This window comes from Dinghuibacter silviterrae (assembly GCF_004366355.1).
Classification (GTDB): Bacteria; Bacteroidota; Bacteroidia; order Chitinophagales; family Chitinophagaceae; genus Dinghuibacter; species Dinghuibacter silviterrae.
In genome coordinates this window covers 870109-894701 of record NZ_SODV01000001.1, presented here as the reverse complement: position 1 = coordinate 894701, position 24593 = coordinate 870109, and the positions used below count along the sequence as shown (strand labels likewise).

At 55.2% G+C, this 24593-nt stretch carries 25 protein-coding genes; 14 read left to right on the top strand and 11 right to left on the bottom strand.

Annotated features, from left to right (window positions below):
* Nucleotides 1-62: 62 nt before the first annotated feature.
* Nucleotides 63-503, top strand: coding sequence for a hypothetical protein (locus tag EDB95_RS03940; protein WP_133990793.1), 441 nt, complete (start codon nucleotides 63-65; stop codon nucleotides 501-503).
* On the opposite strand, the gene EDB95_RS03935 is transcribed toward EDB95_RS03940, so the two are convergent.
* Nucleotides 500-1903: an RtcB family protein gene (locus EDB95_RS03935; RefSeq protein ID WP_133990791.1), complete on the bottom strand. Its 1404-nt coding sequence runs from the start codon at nucleotides 1901-1903 to the stop codon at nucleotides 500-502. The genes EDB95_RS03940 and EDB95_RS03935 overlap by 4 nt on opposite strands.
* Before the next feature lie 4 nt (nucleotides 1904-1907).
* Between EDB95_RS03935 and EDB95_RS03930 the strand changes: the two genes are divergently transcribed.
* A complete protein-coding gene (locus EDB95_RS03930) occupies nucleotides 1908-2132 on the top strand; it encodes a hypothetical protein (protein WP_133990789.1) in 225 nt (74 codons plus the stop codon).
* A 29-nt stretch (nucleotides 2133-2161) separates the two neighbouring features.
* On the opposite strand, the gene EDB95_RS03925 is transcribed toward EDB95_RS03930, so the two are convergent.
* Complete coding sequence (locus EDB95_RS03925) at nucleotides 2162-3667, bottom strand: TROVE domain-containing protein (RefSeq protein ID WP_133990787.1); 1506 nt, start codon at nucleotides 3665-3667, stop codon at nucleotides 2162-2164.
* Between the two features lie 79 nt (nucleotides 3668-3746).
* On the opposite strand from EDB95_RS03925, the gene EDB95_RS03920 reads away from it, so the two are divergent.
* Entirely contained in the window at nucleotides 3747-4814 is a 1068-nt protein-coding gene (locus tag EDB95_RS03920) for a helix-turn-helix transcriptional regulator (RefSeq protein WP_246073496.1), read from the top strand.
* Here EDB95_RS03920 and EDB95_RS03915 read toward each other — a convergent pair.
* The 6 genes from EDB95_RS03915 to EDB95_RS03890 form a co-directional block, all read right to left on the bottom strand.
* On the bottom strand, nucleotides 4765-5130 hold the full coding sequence (locus tag EDB95_RS03915; protein ID WP_133990785.1) for a hypothetical protein: 366 nt from the start codon (nucleotides 5128-5130) through the stop codon (nucleotides 4765-4767). The genes EDB95_RS03920 and EDB95_RS03915 overlap by 50 nt on opposite strands.
* 18 nt (nucleotides 5131-5148) lie before the next feature.
* Nucleotides 5149-5880, bottom strand: coding sequence for an SGNH/GDSL hydrolase family protein (locus EDB95_RS03910; RefSeq protein WP_133990784.1), 732 nt, complete (start codon nucleotides 5878-5880; stop codon nucleotides 5149-5151).
* A gap of 300 nt (nucleotides 5881-6180) precedes the next feature.
* Complete coding sequence (locus EDB95_RS03905; RefSeq protein ID WP_162852474.1) at nucleotides 6181-6912, bottom strand: nucleotidyl transferase AbiEii/AbiGii toxin family protein; 732 nt, start codon at nucleotides 6910-6912, stop codon at nucleotides 6181-6183.
* Nucleotides 6909-7256 (bottom strand): DUF6922 domain-containing protein, encoded by a 348-nt coding sequence (locus EDB95_RS03900; protein ID WP_211352042.1) that lies wholly within the window; start codon nucleotides 7254-7256, stop codon nucleotides 6909-6911. Before EDB95_RS03900 ends, EDB95_RS03905 begins: the two co-directional genes overlap by 4 nt.
* A gap of 115 nt (nucleotides 7257-7371) precedes the next feature.
* Nucleotides 7372-7866 (bottom strand): SRPBCC family protein, encoded by a 495-nt coding sequence (locus EDB95_RS03895; RefSeq protein ID WP_133990780.1) that lies wholly within the window; start codon nucleotides 7864-7866, stop codon nucleotides 7372-7374.
* Nucleotides 7867-7869: 3 nt separating this feature from the next.
* Nucleotides 7870-8484: an L-threonylcarbamoyladenylate synthase gene (locus tag EDB95_RS03890; protein WP_133990778.1), complete on the bottom strand. Its 615-nt coding sequence runs from the start codon at nucleotides 8482-8484 to the stop codon at nucleotides 7870-7872.
* 73 nt (nucleotides 8485-8557) lie between these two features.
* On the opposite strand from EDB95_RS03890, the gene EDB95_RS03885 reads away from it, so the two are divergent.
* Nucleotides 8558-9433, top strand: coding sequence for a cupin-like domain-containing protein (locus EDB95_RS03885; RefSeq protein ID WP_133990776.1), 876 nt, complete (start codon nucleotides 8558-8560; stop codon nucleotides 9431-9433).
* A 242-nt stretch (nucleotides 9434-9675) separates the two neighbouring features.
* On the opposite strand, the gene EDB95_RS03880 is transcribed toward EDB95_RS03885, so the two are convergent.
* Nucleotides 9676-10719 (bottom strand): 2-oxoacid:ferredoxin oxidoreductase subunit beta, encoded by a 1044-nt coding sequence (locus EDB95_RS03880; protein WP_133990774.1) that lies wholly within the window; start codon nucleotides 10717-10719, stop codon nucleotides 9676-9678.
* 62 nt (nucleotides 10720-10781) lie between these two features.
* On the opposite strand from EDB95_RS03880, the gene gndA reads away from it, so the two are divergent.
* The 3 genes from gndA to pgl are packed head-to-tail and all read left to right on the top strand — an operon-like array spanning nucleotide 10782 to nucleotide 14490.
* Nucleotides 10782-12197: an NADP-dependent phosphogluconate dehydrogenase gene (gene gndA, locus EDB95_RS03875; protein WP_133990772.1), complete on the top strand. Its 1416-nt coding sequence runs from the start codon at nucleotides 10782-10784 to the stop codon at nucleotides 12195-12197.
* Nucleotides 12198-12209: 12 nt separating this feature from the next.
* Complete coding sequence (zwf, locus tag EDB95_RS03870; protein WP_133990770.1) at nucleotides 12210-13721, top strand: glucose-6-phosphate dehydrogenase; 1512 nt, start codon at nucleotides 12210-12212, stop codon at nucleotides 13719-13721.
* A 49-nt stretch (nucleotides 13722-13770) separates the two neighbouring features.
* On the top strand, nucleotides 13771-14490 hold the full coding sequence (gene pgl / locus EDB95_RS03865) for a 6-phosphogluconolactonase (RefSeq protein WP_133990768.1): 720 nt from the start codon (nucleotides 13771-13773) through the stop codon (nucleotides 14488-14490).
* 312 nt (nucleotides 14491-14802) lie between these two features.
* Here pgl and EDB95_RS03860 read toward each other — a convergent pair whose 3' ends face one another.
* A complete protein-coding gene (locus EDB95_RS03860; RefSeq protein WP_133990766.1) occupies nucleotides 14803-16599 on the bottom strand; it encodes an acyl-CoA dehydrogenase family protein in 1797 nt (598 codons plus the stop codon).
* A gap of 9 nt (nucleotides 16600-16608) precedes the next feature.
* Nucleotides 16609-17049, bottom strand: a complete 441-nt coding sequence (locus tag EDB95_RS03855; protein ID WP_133990764.1) for a MarR family winged helix-turn-helix transcriptional regulator — start codon at nucleotides 17047-17049, stop codon at nucleotides 16609-16611.
* Nucleotides 17050-17114: 65 nt separating this feature from the next.
* Here EDB95_RS03855 and EDB95_RS03850 point away from each other — a divergent pair, with 65 nt between their 5' ends.
* The 7 genes from EDB95_RS03850 to EDB95_RS03820 all read left to right on the top strand — a co-directional run bounded on the left by EDB95_RS03850 (nucleotide 17115) and on the right by EDB95_RS03820 (nucleotide 24463).
* Nucleotides 17115-18140, top strand: coding sequence for a radical SAM/SPASM domain-containing protein (locus tag EDB95_RS03850; protein ID WP_133990762.1), 1026 nt, complete (start codon nucleotides 17115-17117; stop codon nucleotides 18138-18140).
* Nucleotides 18137-18592, top strand: coding sequence for a DinB family protein (locus EDB95_RS03845; RefSeq protein WP_133990760.1), 456 nt, complete (start codon nucleotides 18137-18139; stop codon nucleotides 18590-18592). Before EDB95_RS03850 ends, EDB95_RS03845 begins: the two co-directional genes overlap by 4 nt.
* Nucleotides 18589-19038: a MarR family winged helix-turn-helix transcriptional regulator gene (locus EDB95_RS03840; protein ID WP_133990758.1), complete on the top strand. Its 450-nt coding sequence runs from the start codon at nucleotides 18589-18591 to the stop codon at nucleotides 19036-19038. The genes EDB95_RS03845 and EDB95_RS03840 overlap by 4 nt, the downstream gene beginning before the upstream one ends.
* 1 nt (nucleotide 19039) lies before the next feature.
* The gene (locus EDB95_RS03835) at nucleotides 19040-20596 is read left to right on the top strand and encodes a glycoside hydrolase family 10 protein (protein ID WP_133990756.1); all 1557 of its coding nucleotides are present in this window, start codon (nucleotides 19040-19042) and stop codon (nucleotides 20594-20596) included.
* Nucleotides 20597-20672: 76 nt separating this feature from the next.
* Nucleotides 20673-21893, top strand: a complete 1221-nt coding sequence (locus EDB95_RS03830; protein ID WP_133990754.1) for a DegT/DnrJ/EryC1/StrS family aminotransferase — start codon at nucleotides 20673-20675, stop codon at nucleotides 21891-21893.
* 468 nt (nucleotides 21894-22361) lie between these two features.
* A complete protein-coding gene (gene rpoN / locus EDB95_RS03825; protein WP_133990752.1) occupies nucleotides 22362-23849 on the top strand; it encodes an RNA polymerase factor sigma-54 in 1488 nt (495 codons plus the stop codon).
* Nucleotides 23846-24463: a hypothetical protein gene (locus tag EDB95_RS03820; protein ID WP_133990750.1), complete on the top strand. Its 618-nt coding sequence runs from the start codon at nucleotides 23846-23848 to the stop codon at nucleotides 24461-24463. The genes rpoN and EDB95_RS03820 overlap by 4 nt, the downstream gene beginning before the upstream one ends.
* Nucleotides 24464-24593 lie beyond the last annotated feature (130 nt).

Sequence of the window (24593 nt, the reverse complement as noted above, 5' to 3'; positions counted from 1 at the left end):
GTTCCTCTTGGAACCCTTTTCTATTGGTGCAACTGTTTCCCAGACGGCGTTGTCATACGGATATGAAACGCCTGATCCTCCTTGCCGCCATCACCTTCACTGCCTGCCACAAACACGTTGCCCTGGCTCCGCTGTCTTCTACAGGCCAAACCGTGAACGATTCGTCGATCTACGGTGAATGGACATTTTCTTACAGATCCATTCAGGGCTTCTGGAACTTCTGGACGTTCGAGCCGGCGGGTTCGGTGGTCAAGCTGGGGCTGGAGCCGAACGGGATCTACTATACCAAGCTCAACGGAAAGATCGTGGACAGTTCCACGTACAAGGTGACGACGGTGACCTATCCAGCGGTCATCGATACCGACTACCAATTCAACAACGAAGCCCAAACGGGTGATTTCATCACCACGTCCGGGCAGTTGTCTTTTGCGGGGGACACGCTTTACCTGCGGGATGCGTTTATCTCGCCGGAGGGAGAAACCTTTTTTGTGTTTTACCGTTAGTCTTCTTTACTCCCGTCATCCGCCATCCGTACAATCTTCGGCTCGAACATGGCCACCACGTCCACGAGGTCGGTTTGGGCCGCCATCACCTGGTGAATGTTCTTATAGGCCATGGGAGCTTCGTCAAGACCGGCGCCGATCAAGGTGACGTCGTTGGCTTTTAAAAGGGCGCGCATATCCTGTTTTGAGATAGACGCGATCGCCTTGGTACGGCTCATCTGGCGGCCTGCTCCGTGGGAGGCGGACTGGATCGATTGAACATCCCCTTTACCGCGTACAAGGAACCCAGGGGCGGTCATTGATCCAGGAATGATCCCCAGGATTCCTTTGGCCGCGGGTGTGGCGCCCTTGCGGTGTACGATCACGTTCTCACCGTTCCAGGTTTCTTTCCAGGCAAAGTTGTGGTGGTTTTCAATTTTGGCCAGCAGCTGTCCGCCCATAGCCACGGTCATCTTACTATGGATGACTTCGTGGCAGGCAGAGGCGTAGTCGCCGGCCAGGTTCATGGCCATCCAGTATTCTTGTCCGGCTTCACTTTCCAGGCCGAGGTACGCCAGGTTGGCTGCTTCCTGGGGCAGCTTGCAAAGATCCTTTGCCAGCCGGGTATAGTGTCCTGCGATGGTCGCGCCCAGGCCGCGCGAACCGGAGTGGGAAAGCAGCGCCACATAACGGCCCTTCACAACACCCAGCGCCGGATCGTCCTCTGCAAAGCCAATGATGCCCCATTCCACAAAGTGGTTGCCACCCCCGGACGAACCGAGTTGTGCGTGCGCCCGGTCTTGTAGTTGTTTCAACAAGGCGGTCTGCCGGAATTCGGGGCGTTCGAGGACCGCGTGGTCGGCTTTGAACCGGCCCTGGAACCCGGCACCCGCCCCAAAACTTGTCTGCGCGATCAACTCGCGTTGGAAACGGGCACGGTTCTCGGTGAAGAAGGCCTCGGGAATATCGAAGATGGACAGCGCCATCCGGCATCCGATGTCCACGCCGACCCCATAGGGAATTACCGCGTTACGGGTGGCCAATACGCCGCCGATGGGCAGTCCGTATCCCTGGTGGGCGTCGGGCATCAATGCCCCGCCGGCGGTGACAGGCAAACGCATCGCGATATCCATTTGGGAACGGGCACCGGCTTCGATGTTGTCCTCGCCAAAAATTGCGTAGCCATCGCCGGCTTCACGCAGGGAAATCGTCTCGTCCGGGACCTGGTCGTTCATCAATTGGTTAGCAACGGCCGATAAATATTCGTGGCCCAGGAATTGCCCGGGTTGCGCAAGAAGGTCTGTTAGCACGTCGAGCGTGATCCCGGCAGAAGTCTTTGTAGCCTGCAGCGCCAACCCTAGGGCTTTTCCTTCGGTGTAGCCGAGCGACAGCAAGTCGGCGGCGGTGATATTTTTTTCCATAAATATGTCAACGTTAAAAATCATGGGGCAACATGGCGAAAAAGGCAATCTGCTCTACCGGCTGAGCTACCGCCGGTCTGGACAAGGCCAGACCAGCGGACGGGGCTCGAACCCGCGACACGAAGTAGCCCTTATCTACGGCACCCATGAACCGTTTGGTAATATATGCAGGAGCAACAGGCGAAGCAAGTGCCGGGCTGAAGTAGCCCGTTCGACCATAACGAAGTAACCCGCTTCTAACGGCATCCTACAATGTCTTTATAAGTCAATTTGTTTTACCTGGTCCAGCGCCCCGGCACCCTTTTCCATCGACTGTAGCGTCATCCAGACTTTGTCTGACCACCCGGCGATGAGGTAGACGTCGTCGCCGTTCACGCGCAGCGGCGCCTGGCCGTAGCCGGCGAGGTCGAAGAGGTACAACCGCGCCCGGGGTGCGATCTTTTTGTAGGCCGACCATTTCTTAGCCACGGAATCTGTTCCGGTCTGGCTGTTCCAGAGCTGGATGTCCGTGAACATCATGACCTTGTCCGCCACGTATTTCTTAGCGATCAAGTCCTCGATGACAAGATGCCCGTTGGTGGCATAACCCACCGACCCTTCTTGCGCGTACCAGGCGTCCACGTTGGACAGGACGCCCTGGGTCGGCAGGGCCACCGTTTTCCAGGTGTTGCCGAAAATCCCGGAAAGCACGTGGGTGCATTTGGACTGGAGCAACATACCCATCAACAAACCAATGTCATACAACAATACCTTGCTGCGGGCCGATACCGCTTTCTGCATCGAACCGGACACGTCACAGGCGATCACCAAGCGGGTATCGATGTCAAAACCCGGAAGGGAAGCGGTGCTTTGTTGAAGCGCCCGTTCCAGCACATCCATCAAGTACGGTGTAGACCCGGTTTGGATTGACTTTAACTCCCGGTAGGCCGCCAAAAAACGAAACGGCAATTGCTTGGACTGGCGCACGGCTTCCGGGTCTGCCAGATATTCCCCGACTTTTCGGATATGGTTCGCGCTGACACCGGCCTGCAGGATATTCCGCAGGTTCCGGAGCAAAGCCATGTACCCGATCTTTTGGCTGTCGATGAGCGCCTCCCATTGGGCAGCGATGGCGGCGCGACGCGCTTCCGGCGAATCAAAACCCATTTGACCAAGGACGGAAATTTCCGTTTCCCAGGTGTAGGGGGTCGCCAGCTCGCGGCGGGCGATTTTATCGAACAAGGCCTGCTGGGTCTGGTCCTTTGCTTTGGGATGCACCAGGAAAAGCGCGTCGCGGAGCATAACATCCCCGGCCCGGTCGTATTTGGCGAACTGGTATTCGTCAAAGCGGTTGAATGCGGCCGCCAAACCTTTATGCAATTGTTTGGACAGGCTGTATAGTTTTTTCTCACCCTTCCGGCCGTTTGATGATTGGTAATACGCCAGGAGCTCCGTGATTTCATCCGGGCGTTGTACGACTTCCCGGACAACTCGGGCAACCAGGTCGTCCCCTTGGTGTATTTTGGCAAGCTCGATGGTCAGGACGAGCGGGATGGACCGCAGATTCATTTGACGGCGAGCGTAGACGGCCAGCTTTGCCACGAAAACAGGCGACACACGGCGCACCAGCGACTGGATACGGTTCAGCCGTTCGTCCTCGTGCTCGTAAAAGGCGTCGCCAACAAAGGTGGACGCCACTGCCGAAAACAATTCCATTTCCGCGCCCAGGGAAAAAGCTTCTGCTCCTTCATGGTTGACAATCATAGACTTGGCATTGAATTTCATATCCTTTGGTTTGATAGATCAAAGATGCATCCCCTACTACGCAATAGACCTGCGTAGTAAAAAATATTTTTTTACTTTCATGTCCATGTCGATCAACAAGCTCGCCCTCATGCGGTATAAGATCATCGACGACTGTCTAAGAAACCGTCGCCGGAAGTGGACCCTGGAAGACCTGGTGGAAAAGGTCTCCGACGTGTTGTATCAGACAGAGGGTATAGAAGGGGGCGTCAGCAAGCGGACCCTACAGGCTGACATCCAGCTGATGCGCAGCGACAAACTGGGGTACAACGCGCCCATCGTGGTGAACGAACGGAAGTATTATACTTATGACGACGAAGCTTACAGCATCGTCCAGGCCACCATCAAACCGGCGGATGTGGAGAAAATGCAGGATATCGTCCGGTTCCTGCGGCAAATGAAAGGATTTGCCTACTTCGGGGACATGAGCGACCTGATCGCCCGTCTCGAAAACAGCCTTTACCGGTCGGCGCACCAGGGTAGCAATGTCCTCCAGATGGAAGGCAACGAGCAATTGAAGGGGCTCGGGTACATACAGCCCTTGTACCAGGCGATCGTTCGCAAGACGGTATTGCGCATCACCTACAAATCCTTTAAAACCGCCGAAGCGAGGGAGGGGCTCTATTATCCTTACCTCCTAAAGGAGTACCGCAACCGCTGGTTCCTCATCGCGTGTGCCCAACCCACCAGCTCATTACTCACCCTGGCGCTGGATCGTATCGAAGCCTGCACCGGGGAGCCCGGTGTGTCTTACCGGGAGTACCAGGGCGCAGACCTCGATCATTATTATGACAATGTTATTGGGGTAACAAAAACAGAAAAGGACCGAACGCAAAAAGTGGTCCTTTGCTTTGATAAAGCCAATGCACCTTACGTATTGACCAAACCCCTACACCCATCCCAAAAGGTTTTGGAGCATACGATAGAAGGCGTGGTGATCCAGATCGACGTGGTCCTTAACTTCGAGCTGGAACGCGAGATCATCGGGTTCGGCGACGGAGTGAAGGTGCTGGCGCCAAGGTTATTGGTGTCCCATATTCGAAAAAGACTGGCAAGCGCCGCGGCGCAATACGCCTTGGCTAATTCCCCATCCCATGTACCGCCAACCAACTCTTCTCCTCCGCAATAATCTCCGGATTCATACACCCCTTGGCGTATTTGCGGATAACCTCCAGCGCCTGGGCTTTGTGGGCTTCGCCGGGCTGACCGTGCTCCATGATCATGTGGGCCGTCCAGAGGTCGGTGAAGTATTGGGATTCCCTGAGGAACGAGGAGAAATGATCGAGGTCGCCCCGTTCAAAATACGCCTGGGCAACGGTGACCAGGGCTATATGTTGCGGGGTCTGACGGGTTTGCGTATTGGCGGGACGGATTTCGTTAAAAAAATTGGCCCGAACTTGCTCGCGGAATTCTTCTGCCAAAGAGGCCGTGGATGTTTGTTTCATGACTGCAACGATTTGGTTTTATTTGGTCTGCATTTGTAATGCATTTTCAATTGCTTTTTCTGCGAGAGGGCGCATGACCAGGTACCCATCCTTTGTCGGGTGGACCCCGTCGTGGGTGAGTTCCTGTTTCAGACCACCCCGTTCATCCACCATGGTGGAAAAATAGTCCAGGTAGGTCATCCCGTGGGATTCGGCATAGGCCTTCAACAACGCGTTTACCTGTGGGATACGGTGGAGCGGATCCATACCCGGCCGCCAGGGATAGTCATAAGCGGGCAGGATGGACGAGATGACGACCTGTATGCCGTTCGACTTGGCGAGCTCGGCCATGGAAACGATGTTCCCCACGATCGTCTCGTTCGACGTATATCCCGTATTCCCCGCAATGTCGTTGGTCCCGGCAAGGATCACCACGACCTTCGGTTTGAGGTCAACCACATCCGGTCGGAACCGGATCAGCATCTGGGACGTCGTTTGTCCGCTGACACCCCTGTCCAGGTAGGGCTTGCCCTCAAAGAATCCCGGGTCCAGGTTGAGCCAGCCGATTGTAATGGAGTTCCCCATAAAGACCACCCTGTTCTCATCGGGGGCCGGTGGAGGTACCTTGGCGTTGGAATCCGCAAAACACTTCAGACATGCCCAATCCTGCTGGAGCAGCGCCTTTGTCGCAAGGTCCTGTTGGGCGAATACATTCATTTTTAAGGACATGAATAGGCACAATAAGGAGATACCTCCGATTTTGGTGGTCATAACGGGCGCAAATAAGTGAATCCTAAATGTACGGAATTTTGGGGATGTTGCCGCGTGGTTTAAGGCCAGCGTCCCACCCGCCAGGGCTGCTTTCGGGGCAAATCCTCGGGGCGAAGATCAAAGTAATCGCAGACTTTTTGTAGACGTTCCTCGGAGAAACCATTTCTGAATTCCAGAAGGGTGCTGCGTATTCTTTCCCTGCCGAACCTTTCAATCAACCAATTCCAGTCTGTTTGAGGTTCTTGTTCGAGGACGAGGAAGATGATACTGTTGTCATCCATTTGTCATGCCGTTTTTTGTTTACCAACCATATCCATACCCGTATCCCCAACCTTTGGAATTATCCTCGTCCTTGCTTCTTCTAGTTTGATACCGAAATGATTCTTCTTCCCAAATGTCTTGGACCCTACTATCGTCTAAGGTATTCCAATCGAGGTGTGGAGGGTAAATTTTACGAGGATTAATGACAGCGTCATCGAGTCTGTCAGCTATATGATACCAGCGATGTACAGGGCGATGTAAGAGGTCGATTTTATGCACTAATTTGACATCTCTATGATTTAGGAGGCACATTTTTACTATTGCAGCATTCAGCATCTGATACTTTTGTTCATATGCTGTAGTCATTTGATCCAGCGTTCGGTGCTCAAGCAAGGCAAATATGTCTACAAAATCCTTATAACGGGTCCCATTTGTTACAATCGCGCTTAACTTCATCGCTGCAATATCGTCCAAGGATGCTAGCCTGATTTGCTCTTCAACTGTTGGCGGATTGAGCCAGGGATATTGGTGTGATAGAATATCTAACTTCACCTCTCCGATAAAGCAATGCACTACGTTTTTCTCGGACTCAAGACTCTCCGCTTGATAGTCGTTCTCCAGGTGTTTAGCCATCTTATCTGAGTCAAATGAATGCGCACAAAAAAGATCAATGTCAAAGGATTTTCTGTGACCAATTTGTAGCGCTAACGATGCCCCACCGACCAAATAAAATTCTGACAACTGCTGGTCTTCCGAAAGTCGTTTGATCAAAGCCAAAGTCTTGGCCTCGATTGTTTCCGTCTGTAACACCTCAAATCCTCCCGCTCCAGTTTAAAATATGCGCAGACTTTGTCGATGGTATGGTCCATTAAGTAAGTCGACTCATATTTTAAAGCATGAACTACCTCCTCATAGCCATAGTAGCGAATCAATACCTGCCATTCTTCATTCGTGCCGCGTTCGATCACCCTTTCGATGACGGATGCGCAGTCTTTTTGCCAATCAATGTTGTCGTAGTCGAAATCCCAAAATAGGCGCTTGGGAAGCGCCAGGGGTGGACCCTTACCAGCATTTGAGTCTTGAGTGCTCTGGGTCGTAAAATGTTGATGGTCCATAGTATAAAGTTATATAATGAGTGTTATTTTCAAAAGAGCCGCAGCCCCTCCCATATATAGAGTACGTCCCCCAGCATTTTCCATAAAAATTTCGAAAAATATTTTTCTGCTGTGGTCACAAGCGACTATCAACCACGAATAAGTCACCATCCAAAGACTTCCCGCTCTCCGCATATCCCCGGATCACCGCATTCCGCTCCAGCAACAGCTGCCGCATATAGCGCTCCAGGAAGAGCACGTCGGCGGCGCGTCCCAACCAGCCCAAAGGGCTGACATACGTGAACGTATCCTGCATGATGGTGGCTTCGCCGTCAGCAGAGAACCGATGCTCATGATGAATGGAACGAAACGCGCCCCGGACCATCTCGTCCACAAAGAAGACGGGCCGCTCGAACGCGGTGATGCGCGAGGTAAGCCGCTGGCGTACCCCAAAGTGCCTTGCCTCCCAGGTCACGGTCTCACCGAGCCCGATGAGACCGGTGGTGCGCCCGGCGATCGCGCGCTCCCCGCTGGAGGCAGTGGAGATGGTGTGGAGGTCGATGCTCCGGCTGAGATCGAAGCAGCGCTCGGGGGGAGCCTGGATGCGGGTGGTGAGGCGGATGGTAGGCATAGCTTATGGCGTTTCGGGCCACGGCCCCAGGCCCTGCCGCAGGACATGCAATTCATCGCCGGTGCAGTCGACGATGGTGGACGCAATCATGCCGCCGGTGCCGCCGTCGACGACGAGGTCGACGAGGTTTTCGAAATTGGCGTAGATAAGGTCGGGGTCGGTGTACTCTTCTACCATGTCACCGGGGAGGGAGGTGCTGAGAATGGGGTGGTCGAGGGTTTGGACGATGGAGCGGGCGATGGGGTTGTCGGGTATGCGCAAACCTATCGTGTCTTTTTTGCTTTTGAGGATGCGGGGCACTTCTTTGCTGGCGGGCAAAATAAAGGTATATGGCCCGGGCAGGTAGCTTTTGAGCAGACGGTACAAGGGGGTATCGATGCTTTTCGTATAGCGGGCGAGGTCGCTGAGGTCATAGCAAATAAAGGACAGCTGGGCCTTGGCGGGATCGATGTGCTTGATCCGGCAGATTCTTTCGATGGCGTTTTGTTGAAAGATGTCACAGCCGAGACCGTAGATCGTGTCGGTGGGGTAGATGATGACTCCGCCATCCCGAAGACATTCGGCAATGGTTTTAAGGGCACGGGGCTGCGGATTTTCGGGGTGGACGTGGAGGAGCATGGCTACAATTTACATTAAAGGCGTGGGTCACAATTAATATAATGCTAATTTTGAGGTTCCTAAACGAGCATGAATGTTGCTGCAACCTGTTGAAAGAGTGGCCTCGATTGACCCGGATGTTTTCAAAAGCCAATATTATGAACCGTCCAGGCCGTTGGTCATCACTGATCTTTCCAAATCCTGGGTAGCCAGGGACAAGTGGAACTGGGCGTATTTCAAACAATTGGTCGGAGACAAAAAGGTAGGCATCTACAACAATACCAAGAGCGACGCCTTCACACCCATCAACAAGGCCGACGATTACAAAACCTTTGGCGAATACATCGACCTGATCAGCCAGGGGCCGGCCGGCTGGAGAATATTCCTTTTCAACATCTTCGATCACGCCCCCGAGTTGACCCAGGACTTTACCTGGCCGGAAGACCTGATGAAGGGTTTTGTAAAAAAGTACCCGATGCTTTTCGTCGGAGGTGCGACGTCCATAACGCACATGCACTTTGACATCGACCTTTCCCACATCCTTCATACCCAGTTTGTCGGGCGGAAGCGGGTGTTGCTGTTCCCCTACGGAGAGCAATACAAGCTGTACCGGAAACCCTTCGAGACTTTGAGTATGGCAGACTTCAGCCATTATTACGACCATGGGTCGACCCCGGACTACGATGCTTTCCCGGCGCTAAAGCTGGCCAGGGGGTACGAAGTGATCCTGGAACACGGGGATACCTTGTTCATGCCGGCGGGGTATTGGCACCACATGGAGTACCTGGACAGCGGCTTTGCCATGAGCCTGCGGGCCATTAATAACACATTGACGGGCAAGATAAAAGGAGCCTGGAACCTGGTGGGGATGCGGCATATTGACACCTTGATGAAAAAGACGGCTCCCATCTGGTGGTACGAATATAAAAAGGAGCGGCTGCTCCGTGCGGCGGACAGGGTGCTGGGCTGAATATCTAAAAAAAAACTTAAAAGAGACCGTGCGGACAAATTCTGCACGGTTTTTGCTTTTTGGATTGGTACATCACAAGTTCATTTTGTGGTTTCAGAGGTAAGCAAAGAGGCCCCGATTTCTATTGGGGCCAATTTTTTTATATCACTCTGAGAATCAATAAGCGATACCGGCGAGGCGGGGTTGCCAACAAAAAAGCCGGCGCTAGGCCGGCTTATATCGGTGATCGCCCCATACGGGCGCTACGCCAGAATTTCCCATGTTTCCTTCCCCCTCAACAGCTTGTCGAGGTCTCCTTTGCCTCTAAGTGCCTGGGTCTCTTCGATCTGTAGCCGAAGGGCGTCTTCATAACAGGGCCGGTCGGTCTCGTAGAATACCCCAAACGGGCGGGGGAGGTGTCCCTCGATACTCGGGTCGTCGAACATGCGGACGAGGATCTGGGCCTTATAAAAGTCGCGTTCGTCATGGACCCAGCAATCGCCGGTGCTGTATTGACCTCCTTGAAGGTCAACCACCACGGGTCTGAAACCGTCGAGCCGGATGCCCTTTGTTCCACCGGCAAACACCAGGGGTTGGCCTTGTTCCAGGAACAGGGTTTCCGCGGCCTTGGTTCCCTTTTCCGTAAAGACTTCGAAAGCTCCGTCATTGAAAATGTTACAGTTCTGGTAGATTTCCAGGAGGGAAGCGCCCTTATGGCCGTGGCTCCTGAGGAGCATCTGCTGGAGGTGCTTGGGATCGCGGTCCATGCTCCGGGCAATAAAGGTGGCATCGGCACCCATGGCCAGGGCCAATGGGTTGAACGGGTGGTCTATGCTGCCGAAGGGGGTGGACTTGGTGACCTTGTTGGTTTCCGACGTCGGGGAATATTGACCTTTGGTCAAGCCATAGATCTGGTTGTTGAAGAGCATGACGTTGACGTCGAAATTGCGGCGCATCAGGTGAATGGTATGGTTACCCCCGATGCTCAAACCGTCTCCGTCGCCCGTCACGATCCATACGCTCAGCTCCGGACGCGTTGCCTTCAACCCGCTGGCGATCGCAGTGGCGCGGCCATGGATCGAATGCATGCCGTACGTATTCATGTAATACGGGAACCGGCTGGAACAACCGATACCGGAGACAATGACGATGTTTTCCCTGGGGATGCCCAGCGTGGGCATAATCTTTTGTACCTGTGCAAGGATGGAGTAGTCCCCGCACCCGGGGCACCAACGCACTTCCTGATCCGTGGCGAAGTCCTTTGGTGTAAGAGTAGGACCTGCGGCCACTGTAACGCTCTCGCTCATAGAACAAAGATAATGCATTTCGTTACTCATTTTCTCGTAGGTTTGTTCCTCATTTCTACCGCATGGCACAACAATCGTTTCACTTTGGTATGATCGGTCTCGGCGTTATGGGCCGCAACCTCTTGCTCAACATGGCGGATCATGGCTTTTCCGTCATCGGTTTCGACAAGGACCAGGCCAAGGGCCAGGCCCTGGAATCTTCTGCCGCCGAAGGCAGGGTCGTCAAAGGCGTCAGCACGCTGAAAGACATGCTGGACCTGCTGGAGAAGCCTCGCCGGCTGATGATGCTGGTCCCGGCCGGTAAGCCTGTAGATGACGTTCTCGCAGACCTGATTCCATTACTTGACAAAGATGACATAGTAATAGACGGCGGCAATTCCCACTATACGGACACGCAACGCCGTTTGAAATACATGGCTGACAAAGGCTTTCATTTCATGGGTATGGGTGTTTCCGGAGGCGAGCATGGCGCCCGCACCGGACCGTCTATCATGCCCGGTGGGGACAAAGACGCCTACGAAAAAGTAGCGCCCATCCTCACGGCCGTTTCCGCAAAGGTCGGTGGCGAACCTTGCGTGGATTACATGGGCAAAGGGGCTGCGGGACACTATGTTAAAATGGTGCACAATGGAATCGAGTATGCCATCATGCAGCTCATCAGCGAAATATACGCCGTCCTCAAACAAGGCGCGGGGTATACGAACGACCAGTTGCACGATCTGTTCGCCAAATGGGACAAGGGAGATATGAAGTCCTTCCTCGTAGAAATCACCGCCGATGTATTCCTGAAGAAGGACGACGTTACCGGCAACCGTCTTGTCGATATGGTGCTCGACAAGGCCGGCTCGAAGGGAACGGGTAAATGGACCTCCCAGGATGCCCTGGACCTGCCCATACCCATTCCCGTCATCGATACGGCAGTCACCGTGCGGACCATTTCCTCCCTCCGGGATGAACGCGTACTGGCGGCGACACTGTATCCTTCGGAATCCCATAAGCTGGCGGACACGAAGGACCTGGAAACCCTGGCGCATGATGCCCTGAACCTGGGCACCATCATGAGCTATGTGCAAGGTATGGCCCAACTCCAAAAGGCTTCTTCGGAATGGGCCATGGACATACCCCTGGACAAAGTCGTTCGTGTATGGAGGGGTGGATGTATCATCCGTTCCGTCCTCCTGGATCCCCTTTACAAGGCCTATACCGCCAACCCAAAATTGGAGAACCTGTTGCTGGACAAAAATATCGCGGCCCTGGTCAGCCCGCTTATCGGCAACACCCGGAAACTCCTGGCGCTGGCCATCGGCGCGGGTATCCCTGTCGCCGGTCTGACCGCCGCGCTTTCCTATTTCGATGCTTACCGCAGCGCCTGGCTGCCGACCAACCTGATCCAGGCACAACGGGATTACTTTGGTGCGCATACTTATCAACGCATCGACCAGCCCGGCACTTTTCACACAGAATGGCAACCTCAATAAAAAATCGTTTGTATGCAAACCAATAAGCGCCCCCCTGCCAGCCTGATCTTTATCTTCGGTGGCAGCGGTGACCTGAACTTCCGCAAGCTGATTCCCGCCCTTTACAACTTATATATCGATGACTGGATGCCCGAGAAATTTGCCATCGTGGGTATCGGCCGTAAGGACTTTTCGGATGAGTCCTATCGTGACCGCCTCCTGGAAGGCATCCAGCAGTTCTCCCGCCGTAAGGGTGAACAAAATGGCAAATGGGCCGAGTTCTCCAAAAGCGTGCATTACCTGCGCATGGACGCCGAAAAGGATGCTTCCTATACCGGTATCGCCGACAAGGCCCGGGAAATGGAAAAGGCCTGGGGCACCCATCCCAACATCCTTTTTTACCTGGCCGTAGCACCCCAACTGGTCCCCGACATCGCTACAAAGCTTTCCAAAGTAGAGCTTTGCGGAGACAGGAAGTGCACCCGTATCGTGGTGGAAAAGCCTTTTGGACACGACCTCCAGAGCGCCCACGAACTGAATAAACTGCTCACCAGCCTGTTTAGCGAAGAGCAGATCTATCGCATCGACCACTACCTGGGCAAAGAAACGGTCCAGAACCTGCTGGCCCTGCGTTTTGCCAACGCCCTTTTCGAACCCATCTGGAACCGGAACTATATCGAACACGTGCAGATCACCGCCGCCGAAACGGTGGGTGTGGAAGGTCGTGGCGGTTACTATGAAACTTCGGGCGCGCTCCGGGATATGGTGCAGAACCATATCCTCCAGATCTTGTGTATGGTCGCGATGGAAGCCCCGGTTTCTTTCGACGCGAACGAGATCCGGAACAAAAAAGTGGACGTACTCAATGCGATCCGCCGCATCAATCCCGAAGACGTTCATTCGGTCGCGGTACGCGGCCAGTACGGCGAAGGTTGGATGAAGGGAGAAAAAGTGCCCGGGTATCGTCAGGAGGAAAGCGTTGACAAGAATTCCAACACCGAGACCTTTGCCGCGGTGAAGTTCTATATCGACAACTGGCGCTGGCAGGACGTTCCGTTCTATGTCCGGACGGGAAAACGCCTCCGGGAGAAAAACACCGTCATCAGCCTTCACTTCCGCCCGGCGCCGCACTACGCCTTCCCCCCGGAAGCCGCCGAAACCTGGAGGCCGAACCGCCTGACGATCACCGTTTCCCCGGAAATGGACATCCGCATCCGTTTCCAGGCCAAACGCCTGGGTCAGACGATGAGCCTCGACCCTGTCGATATGATCTATAAATACGACAAGGATAGCCAGGGCCACGAACCCGAAGCTTACGAAACCCTCCTCCTGGACGCCATGGAAGGGAACCCGACCTTGTTTATGCGCGCCGACCAGGTAGAGGCGGCCTGGAAGGTGATCACCCCCATCCTGGAGACGTGGCAGACCCGGCCCCCGGTCGACTTCCCCAACTACGTCCCCAATTCCTGGGGACCGGAGGATGCGGAAGCCCTCATCGCCCGGGACGGACACAACTGGGCAACCCTGTCGGTAAATCAGCAATAACCTTATAAAAGGGCGCCGCGTTGCAATGCGGCGCCCTTACTTTAGCTATATGGAAGTACACGTATACAAGACCCCCTCAGAAGTCAGCCAGGAGCTGGCCGAGTGGATCACCAACCACATCGAAGAAACCCTCAAGACCAAAAACATTTACACCTGGTGCCTGACCGGCGGCAACTCTCCCAAGGAACTATATACCCTTTTGGGCTCCGCCCCCTACCGCGACAGGATCGACTGGGGGAAACTCCACCTGTTCTGGGGCGATGAGCGCGCGGTTCCTTTTGCAGACGACCGCAACAACGCCAAGATGACCTTCGCCACCCTGATCGACAAGGTCCCCATCCCGCGGATCAACGTACACGTCATGAATACCGAGCTGGTCCCCGAAAAGGCAGCCGAAGCGTATGCGACCCTCCTGCACCGTTTCTTTACCGCCGAAGGCCAAACCTTCGACCTCGTCCTCAGCGGAATGGGCGAAGACGGTCACACCCTTTCCCTTTTCCCCGGCCAGCCGGTCATCCACGAAACCGCCGCCTGGGTCAAAGCCTACTACCTGGAGCCCCAGAAAATGTACCGCATCACCCTCACCGCCCCGCTGGTCAACCGCGCCGCAAGAGTGGTGTTCCTGACCTTCGGCCCCGGCAAGGCCCACGCGCTAAAAGAGGTTCTCCAGGGTGACCGCAATCCGGACAAATACCCCTCCCAAATCATCCAACCGCTCAACGGCGAGCTCCACTGGTTCGTCGACGAGGCCGCCGCCGCGGAGCTCTAATTTCAATCGGTACACCCCGGAACTCACCCTTCCCAGGGACAACCCGCTGGACCGCGAAGGGGTATGTCCATTTTACTTCTTTTCCTCAGGTGATTCGAACGATGCCAAGTCGTTTCGGTTCCCTGAGGAAAAGAAGTAAAATGGACATACCCCTTCGCTGACACACGCAAGGTGGTTACGGTCGAAAACCAAAAACCGGGAACCAAAAAACGGGACCTTGACCGGTGGTGATAACCGATAAGGTCCCGTGTTATATATAACCCATGTCCAGATGGCGTGAGGGAGGGTACGGCGCGACGAATGCCCAAATTCTTAAAGGGGGTATCGCTTGTCCTCCAGGAGGCGCGCAGCGATCCGCCGGCGGGCGTCTTTCGTGTTGAAGGCCGGAGCCTTTGTGAAGCGCTTGATCCCCAGGAGCATCATGCGTTGTTCATCCCCGTCGGCGAAAGAATTGATGGCGTCCTTTCCCCATTTGTGGAGGGCGTCGGCTGCGTCGGCAAGGTATACTCTTAGGACATCCGTTTCATACGAAACTGCTGCTTCCCCTTTTAAAGATTGTAGCTTCAGCACCCGGAGGAGGGCACTTTCGGCCGTGAAGGTGGCGATGGCCATGTCGGCAATGTTCATCAGGATTTCCTGTTCCTTGTCGAGGGTCATCATGAGCTTTTGAACGGCGGCCCCGGCGGTCATGAGGATGGCCTTTTTGAACTGGGCGACGAGGCGGCGTTCGGCGGCGAGCGGGGCGCTGTCGTCCGAAGACGAAAAGTCGGGGATGGAGAGAAGCTCCTTCTGGACGCCCATCGCAGGGCCCATGAGGTCGAGACGGCCCTTCATGGCGCGTTTGAGGACCATGTCCACGGTCAGGAGGCGGTTGATCTCGTTGGTGCCTTCGTAGATCCGGTTGATCCGGCTGTCGCGATAGGCCTTGGAGATGATGTACTCGTCGCTATAGCCGTTCCCCCCATGGATCTGAACCCCTTCGTCGACGATATAGTCGAGGGCCTCGCTGCCCAGGACCTTGAGGATGGCGCATTCGATGGCGTATTCTTCGGCGGCGCCAAGGACGGCCTCGTTAAAGGGTTTGCCTTCGGCGGCGAGGGCCTTTTCTTTCTCATCGATCCAAAAGGCGGTCCGGTACAGGGCGGTTTCGGAGACCCAGGCCTGGATGGCCATTTCCGCCAGTTTATGCTGGATGGCGCCGAAGTTCGCGATCGGTTGTTTGAATTGTTCGCGGGTGGCGGCGTATTCGATACAGGTGGTGATGGCCCTTTTGCCACCCCCGAGGGCGGCGGCGCACAGCTTTAGCCGTCCGACATTGAGGATATTGAAGGCGATGATGTGTCCCTTGCCAATCTCCCCGAGGACGTTTTCAACGGGGACCTTGCAGTCTTGAAAATAGAGCTGGACCGTAGACGATCCTTTGATCCCCATCTTATGTTCCTCCGGACCCTGGGTAAAGCCTTCGAAACCCCGCTCGACGATAAAACCGGTAAACTGGGTCCCGTCGACCTTGGCGAAGACTGTATAGACGTCGGCAAAACCCCCGTTGGTGATCCAGCACTTTTGGCCGTTGAGGAGATAGTGCTTCCCGTCTTTGGAAAGCGTGGCCGTCGTCTTGGCCCCCAAAGCATCACTGCCGCTGCCCGGCTCGGTCAGCCCATAGGAGCCTTTCCATTCACCGGTGGCGAGCTTGGTGACGTACTTCTCCTTTTGGGCTTCCGTCCCGAAGTACAGGATCGGCAGCGTACCGATCCCGGTATGCGCCGCTACGGCTACGGAAAAAGAAAAGCCACCGCCCAACGCCTCGTTGACGAGCGTCGAGGTGATGAAATCCTTTCCCAATCCACCCAGGTTTTCGGGGATGGCCGTCCCCAACAAACCCTGTTCCCCTGCTTTTTCGAGAAGTGAAGGCATGAGCCCTTTTTCCATGGCATCGATCCGCTGGATGATGGGCAGGATGTCCTGGTCGAGGAAGGCGGCACACATGTCTTTTACCATGTGTTGTTCCTCGTTGAATTCTTCGGGTATAAACGTCTGCTCGGGCTGGCTTTCCCGGATGAGCCATTCGCCTCCCTTAAGGGCTGCCGTCGCTAGAGTGGAGGTATTCATATAAAAGATCTATTTCAGGTTGTCGTAAACGCGTTGAAGCACCGCCTTGCACACTTCTATCTCCTCCGGCGACACACTTTCCAGTGCTTCGTTAAGGGTCTGGTTGGCGAGGTGCATGGACTGATCCTGCAAACGGCGGGCAAATTCCGTGAGGTAGATCAGGTTGATGCGCCTGTCTTCCTTGGAGGGTACCCGGCGGACCAGTTTGAGGCGCTCCAGGTTATCCACCAGCCGCGTGATCGAGGGCTTGTCCCGGAACGTGGCGTTACACAGTTCCTGCTGGCTTTGCCCGTCTTGTTTCCACAGGTGATACAAAACGCTCCATTGTTCGATCGTGATGTCCACCCCCGCCAGTTTAAAATTCTTTTGGAGACGTCTGGCTACCGCTATCGAGGCCTTCCCCGTGATAAAGCTGTAGAGTTCCCCCGGTTTAAATTGGTTGTTAGACATACCGTTAGTTAAACAACTAATTCCAAGGTACATAAAATAGTTGAAAAAAAGTAGTTTTGCCTGATATGCCTACGATCAATTGGACGGATAGCCTCAACTTGTTGTCCAAGCTAACACCGAAGAGGGCCTTAAATGCGGCAAAAGTCTTTTCCAGTTACTATATCAGCAAGTGGACGGGCAAACCCGTGCAGTGGGGGTACCCGATTTCCTTGTCTTTCGAACCCACCACCTCCTGTAACCTTCGTTGCCCGGAATGTCCCAGCGGTCTGAGGGCCTTTACCCGGCCCACCGGGATGCTGAAAAACGATTTTTTCCGCGATACCATCGACCAGGTCCATAAGGAGCTGCTGTACCTCATATTTTATTTCCAGGGAGAACCCTACCTGAACAGGGATTTCCTGGACATGGTCCAGTATGCCTCAGCAAAAGGCATTTATACCGCGACGTCCACCAACGCGCACTACCTCAACGACGAGAACGCCCGTAAAACGGTGGAAAGCGGCCTGGACCGGTTGATCATTTCCATCGACGGGACGACGCAGGACGTGTATGAGCAATATCGCATCGGCGGCCGGCTGGACAAGGTCCTGGAAGGCGCACGCAACATCGTCAAGTGGAAAAAGGAGCTGAAGAGCAAGACGCCCTTTGTCTTTTTCCAATTCCTCGTTGTAAAGCCCAATGAACACCAGATCGAGGACGTCAAACGCCTGGCCGCAGAGGTGGGCGTGGACGAGGTCCGCTTCAAAACAGCCCAGATCTACGACTACGAACACGGCAATGAACTCATCCCCACGTTGGACAAATTCAGCCGGTACCGCCGGAAAACGGATGGCACCTACGCCATTAAAAGCGGTTTGTCCAACCATTGCTGGAAGCTCTGGCATGCCAACGTCATCACCTGGGACGGCCTCGTGGTGCCCTGTTGTTTTGACAAGGACGCCATGCACCAGTTGGGCAACCTGAAGATGCAAAGCTTCAAAGAGGTCTGGAACAACGACAATTACCGGCAGTTTCGCCGGGAGCTTATGCAGAGCCGGAAGAACATAGACATTTGCGCCAATTGCAGCGAGGGTACAAAAGTTTGGGGATGACGACAGCCACGGCCACGCGATTGCAGCACCAGCACGAAGTTTTATACACGCTCCTGGAAGGCCGGGAGAACGTCACGGTGCGCCCTGCTTCCGGCAAATGGAGCCTCCTCGAAAACGTCGCACACCTCTTCGCCTACCAGCAACAGTTCTCCCACAGGGTAGACCGTATTCTTGCAGAGGATAACCCTCTTTTTGAAGCATACATCGGGGACAACGATCCCCTTTTCCTGGAAGCCCGGGAACAAACGCCGTCCGACCTGCTGACCGACCTAAGCGCGGACAGGCTGTACATACACGACCGGATCCTCGCCCTGGATGAAGTGCAGCTCGCCCGGGGCGCCACGCATCCCCGGTATGGATCCCGGACGCTCGTGCTATGGACCGAATTCTTTTTGCTTCACGAAGCGCACCATTTATATACGATGTGGAAACTCCTGGAGGAAATGCGATGAGCTTGGAAAAGGATATACACCAACTGGTGCCGTTTACCAGCGAACACCACAAAGCGGTCGTCAACCTGATCTATACGTACAACTGGACGGTGGAACGCCTGAAGCGCAGCCTGGACGAGGTAGACATCACGCTCCAGCAGTTCAATATCCTCCGCATCCTGAGGGGGAGCAAGGAACCCTTGTCCACCCTCCAGATCCGGGAGCGTATGCTGGACAAAATGAGCGACACCAGCCGCCTGGTCGACCGGCTCATCCGTAAAGGACTCGCCAGGAAAAAAACCGCAGCGTCCGACAAACGCCTGGTCGACGTCACCATTACGGCCAAGGGCCTTCAACTCCTCGCCAAACTCGACAAACGATCAAAGGAGATGGACGATATCCTCTCCGCCCTGACCATATCCGAATGCAAAACCCTGAATAAATTATTGGACAAACTCCGTGGGTAAGATGAAAGGTGTATGCGTGTTTTTGTTTTTGCTGACCGTAACAACGGCCGGTCTGTCACAACCGAAATATGAGCTCCGCGCGGCGTGGATCGCCTCGGTCGAACACATCGACTGGCCCAGCGAAGCCGCGGTCGGCAATGTCGCCCTGCAAAAAAAGGAATTCACCGACCTCCTCGACCTTGACCAGCGTCTTGGTTTGAACGCGGTCGTGGTTCAGATCCGCCCCACGGCCGATGCTTTTTATCCAAATCCGGTCGAGCCCTGGAGCGTCTGGCTCACCGGCAAACAGGGAACGCCCCCGGAGCCGTATTACGATCCCCTGGCGTTTATGATCGAAGAGACCCATAAAAGGGGGATGGAGTTCCACGCTTGGATCAACCCCTACCGGGCACTCTACAACAGCCGCCGGGACGTGGCCTCGCCCACACACATCACGCGCATCCACCCGGAATGGTTCCTGGTGTACGACAACACGACCCTTTTCAATCCGGGTATACCGGAGGTCTGGGACTATGTGACCAACATCGTCCGCTATATTGTCCATAATTATAAAGTGGACGCCATCCACTTCGACGACTACTTTTATCCCTACCGGACAAAAGGCGAATATTTCGCCGACGACGCAGCGTATGCCCGCTACAACCGGGGGCTCGACAAGGAGACGTGGCGGCGGAGCAACGTCGACAGCCTGATCGTCCGGGTTACCCAGGCCATCAAACAGGAAAACCCGTACTGCAAATTCGGGATCAGTCCCTACGGCGTATGGCGGAACCTGTCCAGGGACCCGGAAGGCAGCGACACCCATTCTTCCCAAACGAATTACGACGACCTCTACGCCAACATCCTTCTTTGGCTGCAAAAGGGTTGGATCGACTACGTTTGTCCGCAACTCTATTGGGAAAGGTCCCACCGCATCCTGCCCTACGACCTTTTACTTGACTGGTGGCACGCCCATACCTACGGCCGGCAGCTTTTCATCGGCCTTGGTATCTACAAGGCCGGCACGAACCCGGCCTGGAGAAATCCCCGGGAACTCCCCGAACAGATCAGCCTCGCACGTCTTTCTTCAGACGGGGCCATCTATTTCAGCAACCAGAACTTCATCCACAATCCGCTCGGCTGGAGCGACAGCCTGCGGTATCATTTTTACAAATACCCCGCCCTTGTTCCGCCGATGCGCTGGATCGATTCGGTTCCCCCGCCCCCACCGCTGGTCGCGGAGGCCCGTACCGGTGACAGTGTCCACATCGTCCTGAGCGGGGCCAGTGCCAAGCCGCTCCGGCTTTTTGTCATCTACCGCTACCTGCCGGGGGATACGTCGACGGCGCTCGATCCCGAGCATATCTATAAGATTATCCCCGCCGCCAACCAGCAGGCGGCACTCGCGGTGCCGGCGGAGCCGGGGATGCGGTTGAGCCGCGGGCTGGGGGGCGGGGATGCCCTGCCGGGCGAGGGCAGCAGCGCGGCTCCGGGCGCGACCGGCGACGACGAACGCATCCGCTGGGTCGCGACCGCCGTGAGCATCACGAACCTGGAGAGCCGGCCCGCGGCGCTGTGACGCGGCGCACAGGTGGCGGTGTGGCACCCGCACGGATTTTCCGGCGTGACCCGTACCTTTGCCCAAATCGACTACTATGCCAGGGTTTGAATTATTTGGAGAAGAAGAACGGAAGGAAGTAAACGATGTCCTCGAAACGGGCATCCTGATGCGTTATGGCTTCGACGGCCCCCGGAAGGGGATCTGGAAGGCAAAGGAGCTGGAAAAGGCCCTTTGCGAACGCCTCGGGTGCGCTTATGCCCAACTGACGTCCAGCGGGACAACCGCCCTGACGACCGCCATGGCGGCCTTGGGGATCGGGGCCGGGGACGAGGTCATCATGCCCTCCTTCACCTTTGTGGCCAGCGTCGAGGCCGTGCTCAGCGTGGGCGCCATTCCCGTGATCGCGGACGTGGACGACACCCTTACCTTAAAACCCGAATCGGTTCGCGCGGCGATCACGCCCCGGACCAAATGCGTCATGCCCGTGCACATGTGCGGGAGTATGGCGGACGTAGACGCCCTTCTAAAAATCTGTAAGGAGCACCACCTGGTCCTGCTGGAAGACGCCTGTCAAAGCACCGGCGCTACCTATAAAGGAAAAGCCCTTGGTACGATCGGGGACGCCGGTACCTTGTCCTTCGACTTCGTCAAAACCGTGACCTGTGGAGAAGGTGGCGCCATACTAACCAACAGCGAGCGCACCTACGAAAAATGCGACCATTTCTCCGACCATGGCCACGATCATAAGGGCGTGGACCGGGGCGCGGACGAACACCCCTTCCTTGGCTACAACTTCCGGATCTCCGAGCTCCACGCCGCCGTCGGGCTGGCCCAGCTCCGCAAGCTGGATCAATTCCTGGCGCTGCAACGGGGGCACCAGCAGGCACTCAAAGCCATCCTCTCCCAGGTACCGGAAATCACCTGGAGAACGGTACCGGACCCCGCCGGCGACAGCGGCACTTTCCTAAGCTGGTTCCTGCCGACCCAGGAGATCACCGAAGCGGTTGTCGAAGGTTTCAAAGCTAAAGGTATCCTCGCCGGGAACTTTTACTGGTTCAACAACAACTGGCACTATATCCGCAAATGGCATCACCTCAAGGAAGGGCATTCCTTGTATGCGCTCAACGAGCCTCAACTGCAGGCCCTGGAAGTCATCCGCCAGCAGGACTTTAGTGTGTCCGATACCGTGATGTCGCGGTGTATCTCCACCGCCATCCAGCTCGGTTGGACATCCGAACAAATCGAGGCCAAAGGCCGCGCCATGGTGGAAGTGATACAGTCGGTGCTCTCGAAACACGGAGCGGCGGCGGTATAAACAAACCTTTTCTCATAAAAAGGGCGGCCCATTCGGCCGCCCTTTTTTTATTGCGGCTTTATTGCCCCCGGTTTTTGCTCCAGCCAGTCATTGTCCTGGAGGGATCCCACGCGCACGCGTATCTGAAATGGCCATACCGGGGTCAGTTTGTCGACCTTCATCTCCACCCGGCAGAAAAACGCCTGTTGATGAAGAACATAGTAATCGGTCGGAAGTATCCGCCAATTGTCATTTTTTTGTAAAATTTTGGACTTCGGGGAAAAAGTAGGGCTCTCCGGCCACGCGATGGTCGTGATAACATGCCCGCCAATGTACTGTACCTGGACGGGTGGTTTCGCCTGAAAGTTAGGCGTGTTCAATATTTGAGCCTTAAGAGCGGGAACGAAAAAGGAGAGGGACGAAAAAACGTAGCAAAATTTATTCCACTTTTTCATACCCAATTGAATTTGTATGTAAATTTACCACTGTATGGCACTTAGTCAAAGTTTACAGCAAAAGCTCCTCCAGAAACTTTCTCCTCAGCAGATCCAGCTGATGAAGTTGTTGCAGGTGCCTACGGCGAACCTGGAAGAACGGATAAAGGAGGAGCTCGAAGAGAACCCCGCACTGGAAGTTACGGAAGAAGACCACGAGGATAATTTCGAGGACAATCACCAGGAAGAGTTCGAGGGAGAAGGGGATGAATACGAAAAGGACGGAAGCGAGGACGAATACGGTCAGATCGATATCAGCGAGTACGTCCATGAAGGGGATGACGAGGTAGGCGACTACCGGCTCCGGGACGACAACTATGGGGACAACGAGGAACAAAAGACCATTCCGCACCGCATAGAAAAGACCTTTCACGAACACCTCCTGGACCAGCTGGGGATGCTTCCCCTCAACGATCGCAAACGGCGGATCGCCGAACAGATCATTGGAAGCCTGGACGACGACGGCTACCTGAGGCGGGAGATTTCCGCGATCGTAGACGACCTGGCCTTCCGGCAAGGCGTGGAGGCGACCGAAGAGGAGGTCGAGGACCTCATCCGGCAGATCCAGTTGTTTGATCCCCCGGGTATCTGCGCCCGCAACCTCCAGGAATGTCTTTTGCTCCAGCTGGAACGCCAGAAAGCGGAGGGCAAAAAGGTGGACAAGGCGATCGAGATCATGCAGCGCTACTTCGACGAGTTCACCAAAAAACACTACGAAAAGATCCAGCGCGGCCTGAACCTCAACGACGACGACCTGAGGGACGTGATCGGCCAGATCATACGGCTCAACCCCCGGCCCGGCGGTAGCGTGGGTGAGCTCAACAAAGCGGAAAGCTATGTCATCCCGGACTTTTTCATCCTGAACAATGCGGGGCGGCTGGAACTGACCCTCAACTCCAAAAATGCACCTGACCTCCGGATCAGCGAAGGCTACCGGGAAATGCTCAAGGAATACGACCGGGGAAGCAAAAAGGACAAGCGTCAAAAAGAGGCGGTCCTTTTTATCAAACAGAAGATCGACGCCGCCAAATGGTTTATCGACGCCATCAAGCAGCGCCAGCATACCCTGCTCAGCACCATGCAGGCCATTATGGACTACCAGCACGAGTTTTTCCTCACGGGGGACGAAACCACCCTAAGGCCAATGATCCTCAAGGACATTGCCGAAAGGACCGGGCTGGACATTTCCACCGTCAGCCGCGTGGCCAACAGCAAATTCGTCCAGACGGAGTTCGGGACCTACCGGCTTAAGTTCTTTTTTAGCGAATCCCTCAGCACCGAAAGCGGGGAAGAGGTCTCCACCCGGGAGGTCAAAAAGATCCTAAGCGACCTGGTGGAGGGGGAAAACAAGAAAAAACCCCTCAGCGACGAGCGGCTCACCGAACTTTTACAGGAAAAAGGGTATAATATTGCGCGCCGGACGGTGGCCAAATACCGGGAACAACTCAACATCCCCGTGGCCCGTCTCCGGAAAGAGTTATGAAGAAAATCATCGCGACCGTCGTCAGTTACCTCTTTCATCCCATCTGGCTGGTGCCCCTGATGGCTGCCTACCTGATCTTTGCGGATCCCGTCCTTTATCTCGGCGTCAGCCCCCACATCAAGCTCTTCCGGCTGCTGACGGTGGTGCTCAACAGTGTATTTTTCCCGCTGATTTCCGTGCTGCTGGCCCGCGCCGTGGGTTTTATAAAGTCCATCCAGATGAAGGACGCCTCGGACCGGATCATTCCCTACGTGGCCACCCTGACCTGGTATTTTTGGGACTGGATGGCCATGCGCAACCTCGGCGACACCCCCGCCCCCATGACCGCCATGCTCTTCGGGGTATTCCTTTCCGCCTCCGCCGCCTTGATCTTCAACACCTTCCTAAAGATCAGCATGCACACCATCGGCGTGGGCGGCCTCGTCGCCTTCTTCCTCCTCATCAGCCTCCAGGGTGCCCAAGGCACCGCCCTCCCCCTGGCGATCTCCATTTTAATCGCCGGCCTCGTCTGGTCCGCCCGCCTAATCGTATCCAACCACACCCAACGCGAACTCGTCCTCGGATTCCTCGTCGGGTTCCTCTGCCAGGTGGCCGGAACCTTCTTCTTTCATTAAAATTAAAATATCATACCAGTCCTGTACGCTTACCCCATCGGGCCGGTACGTGTCTCAGCGAAGTGGGATGTACATTTTAGTCACTTTTCCGTGGGGTTACGGCCTGCAATGCATTACCGGTTTTAATCCC

Excerpts from the sequence above, each read along its gene's own strand:
- EDB95_RS03860 (WP_133990766.1), bottom strand. The coding sequence starts at position 16,599 with ATGAATACCTCCACTCTAGCGACGGCAGCCCTTAAGGGAGGCGAATGG.
- EDB95_RS03845 (WP_133990760.1), top strand. The coding sequence starts at position 18,137 with ATGACGACAGCCACGGCCACGCGATTGCAGCACCAGCACGAAGTTTTA.
- zwf (WP_133990770.1), top strand. The coding sequence starts at position 12,210 with ATGCAAACCAATAAGCGCCCCCCTGCCAGCCTGATCTTTATCTTCGGT.
- EDB95_RS03890 (WP_133990778.1), bottom strand. The coding sequence starts at position 8,484 with ATGCTCCTCCACGTCCACCCCGAAAATCCGCAGCCCCGTGCCCTTAAA.
- EDB95_RS03930 (WP_133990789.1), top strand. The coding sequence starts at position 1,908 with ATGTCAACGTTAAAAATCATGGGGCAACATGGCGAAAAAGGCAATCTG.
- EDB95_RS03900 (WP_211352042.1), bottom strand. The coding sequence starts at position 7,256 with ATGGACCATCAACATTTTACGACCCAGAGCACTCAAGACTCAAATGCT.
- EDB95_RS03840 (WP_133990758.1), top strand. The coding sequence starts at position 18,589 with ATGAGCTTGGAAAAGGATATACACCAACTGGTGCCGTTTACCAGCGAA.
- EDB95_RS03925 (WP_133990787.1), bottom strand. The coding sequence starts at position 3,667 with ATGAAATTCAATGCCAAGTCTATGATTGTCAACCATGAAGGAGCAGAA.
- EDB95_RS03895 (WP_133990780.1), bottom strand. The coding sequence starts at position 7,866 with ATGCCTACCATCCGCCTCACCACCCGCATCCAGGCTCCCCCCGAGCGC.
- EDB95_RS03880 (WP_133990774.1), bottom strand. The coding sequence starts at position 10,719 with ATGAGCGAGAGCGTTACAGTGGCCGCAGGTCCTACTCTTACACCAAAG.
- pgl (WP_133990768.1), top strand. The coding sequence starts at position 13,771 with ATGGAAGTACACGTATACAAGACCCCCTCAGAAGTCAGCCAGGAGCTG.
- EDB95_RS03935 (WP_133990791.1), bottom strand. The coding sequence starts at position 1,903 with ATGGAAAAAAATATCACCGCCGCCGACTTGCTGTCGCTCGGCTACACC.
- EDB95_RS03910 (WP_133990784.1), bottom strand. The coding sequence starts at position 5,880 with ATGACCACCAAAATCGGAGGTATCTCCTTATTGTGCCTATTCATGTCC.
- EDB95_RS03820 (WP_133990750.1), top strand. The coding sequence starts at position 23,846 with ATGAAGAAAATCATCGCGACCGTCGTCAGTTACCTCTTTCATCCCATC.
- EDB95_RS03850 (WP_133990762.1), top strand. The coding sequence starts at position 17,115 with ATGCCTACGATCAATTGGACGGATAGCCTCAACTTGTTGTCCAAGCTA.
- EDB95_RS03855 (WP_133990764.1), bottom strand. The coding sequence starts at position 17,049 with ATGTCTAACAACCAATTTAAACCGGGGGAACTCTACAGCTTTATCACG.
- EDB95_RS03920 (WP_246073496.1), top strand. The coding sequence starts at position 3,747 with ATGTCCATGTCGATCAACAAGCTCGCCCTCATGCGGTATAAGATCATC.
- rpoN (WP_133990752.1), top strand. The coding sequence starts at position 22,362 with ATGGCACTTAGTCAAAGTTTACAGCAAAAGCTCCTCCAGAAACTTTCT.
- EDB95_RS03885 (WP_133990776.1), top strand. The coding sequence starts at position 8,558 with ATGTTGCTGCAACCTGTTGAAAGAGTGGCCTCGATTGACCCGGATGTT.
- EDB95_RS03830 (WP_133990754.1), top strand. The coding sequence starts at position 20,673 with ATGCCAGGGTTTGAATTATTTGGAGAAGAAGAACGGAAGGAAGTAAAC.
- EDB95_RS03940 (WP_133990793.1), top strand. The coding sequence starts at position 63 with ATGAAACGCCTGATCCTCCTTGCCGCCATCACCTTCACTGCCTGCCAC.
- gndA (WP_133990772.1), top strand. The coding sequence starts at position 10,782 with ATGGCACAACAATCGTTTCACTTTGGTATGATCGGTCTCGGCGTTATG.
- EDB95_RS03835 (WP_133990756.1), top strand. The coding sequence starts at position 19,040 with ATGAAAGGTGTATGCGTGTTTTTGTTTTTGCTGACCGTAACAACGGCC.
- EDB95_RS03915 (WP_133990785.1), bottom strand. The coding sequence starts at position 5,130 with ATGAAACAAACATCCACGGCCTCTTTGGCAGAAGAATTCCGCGAGCAA.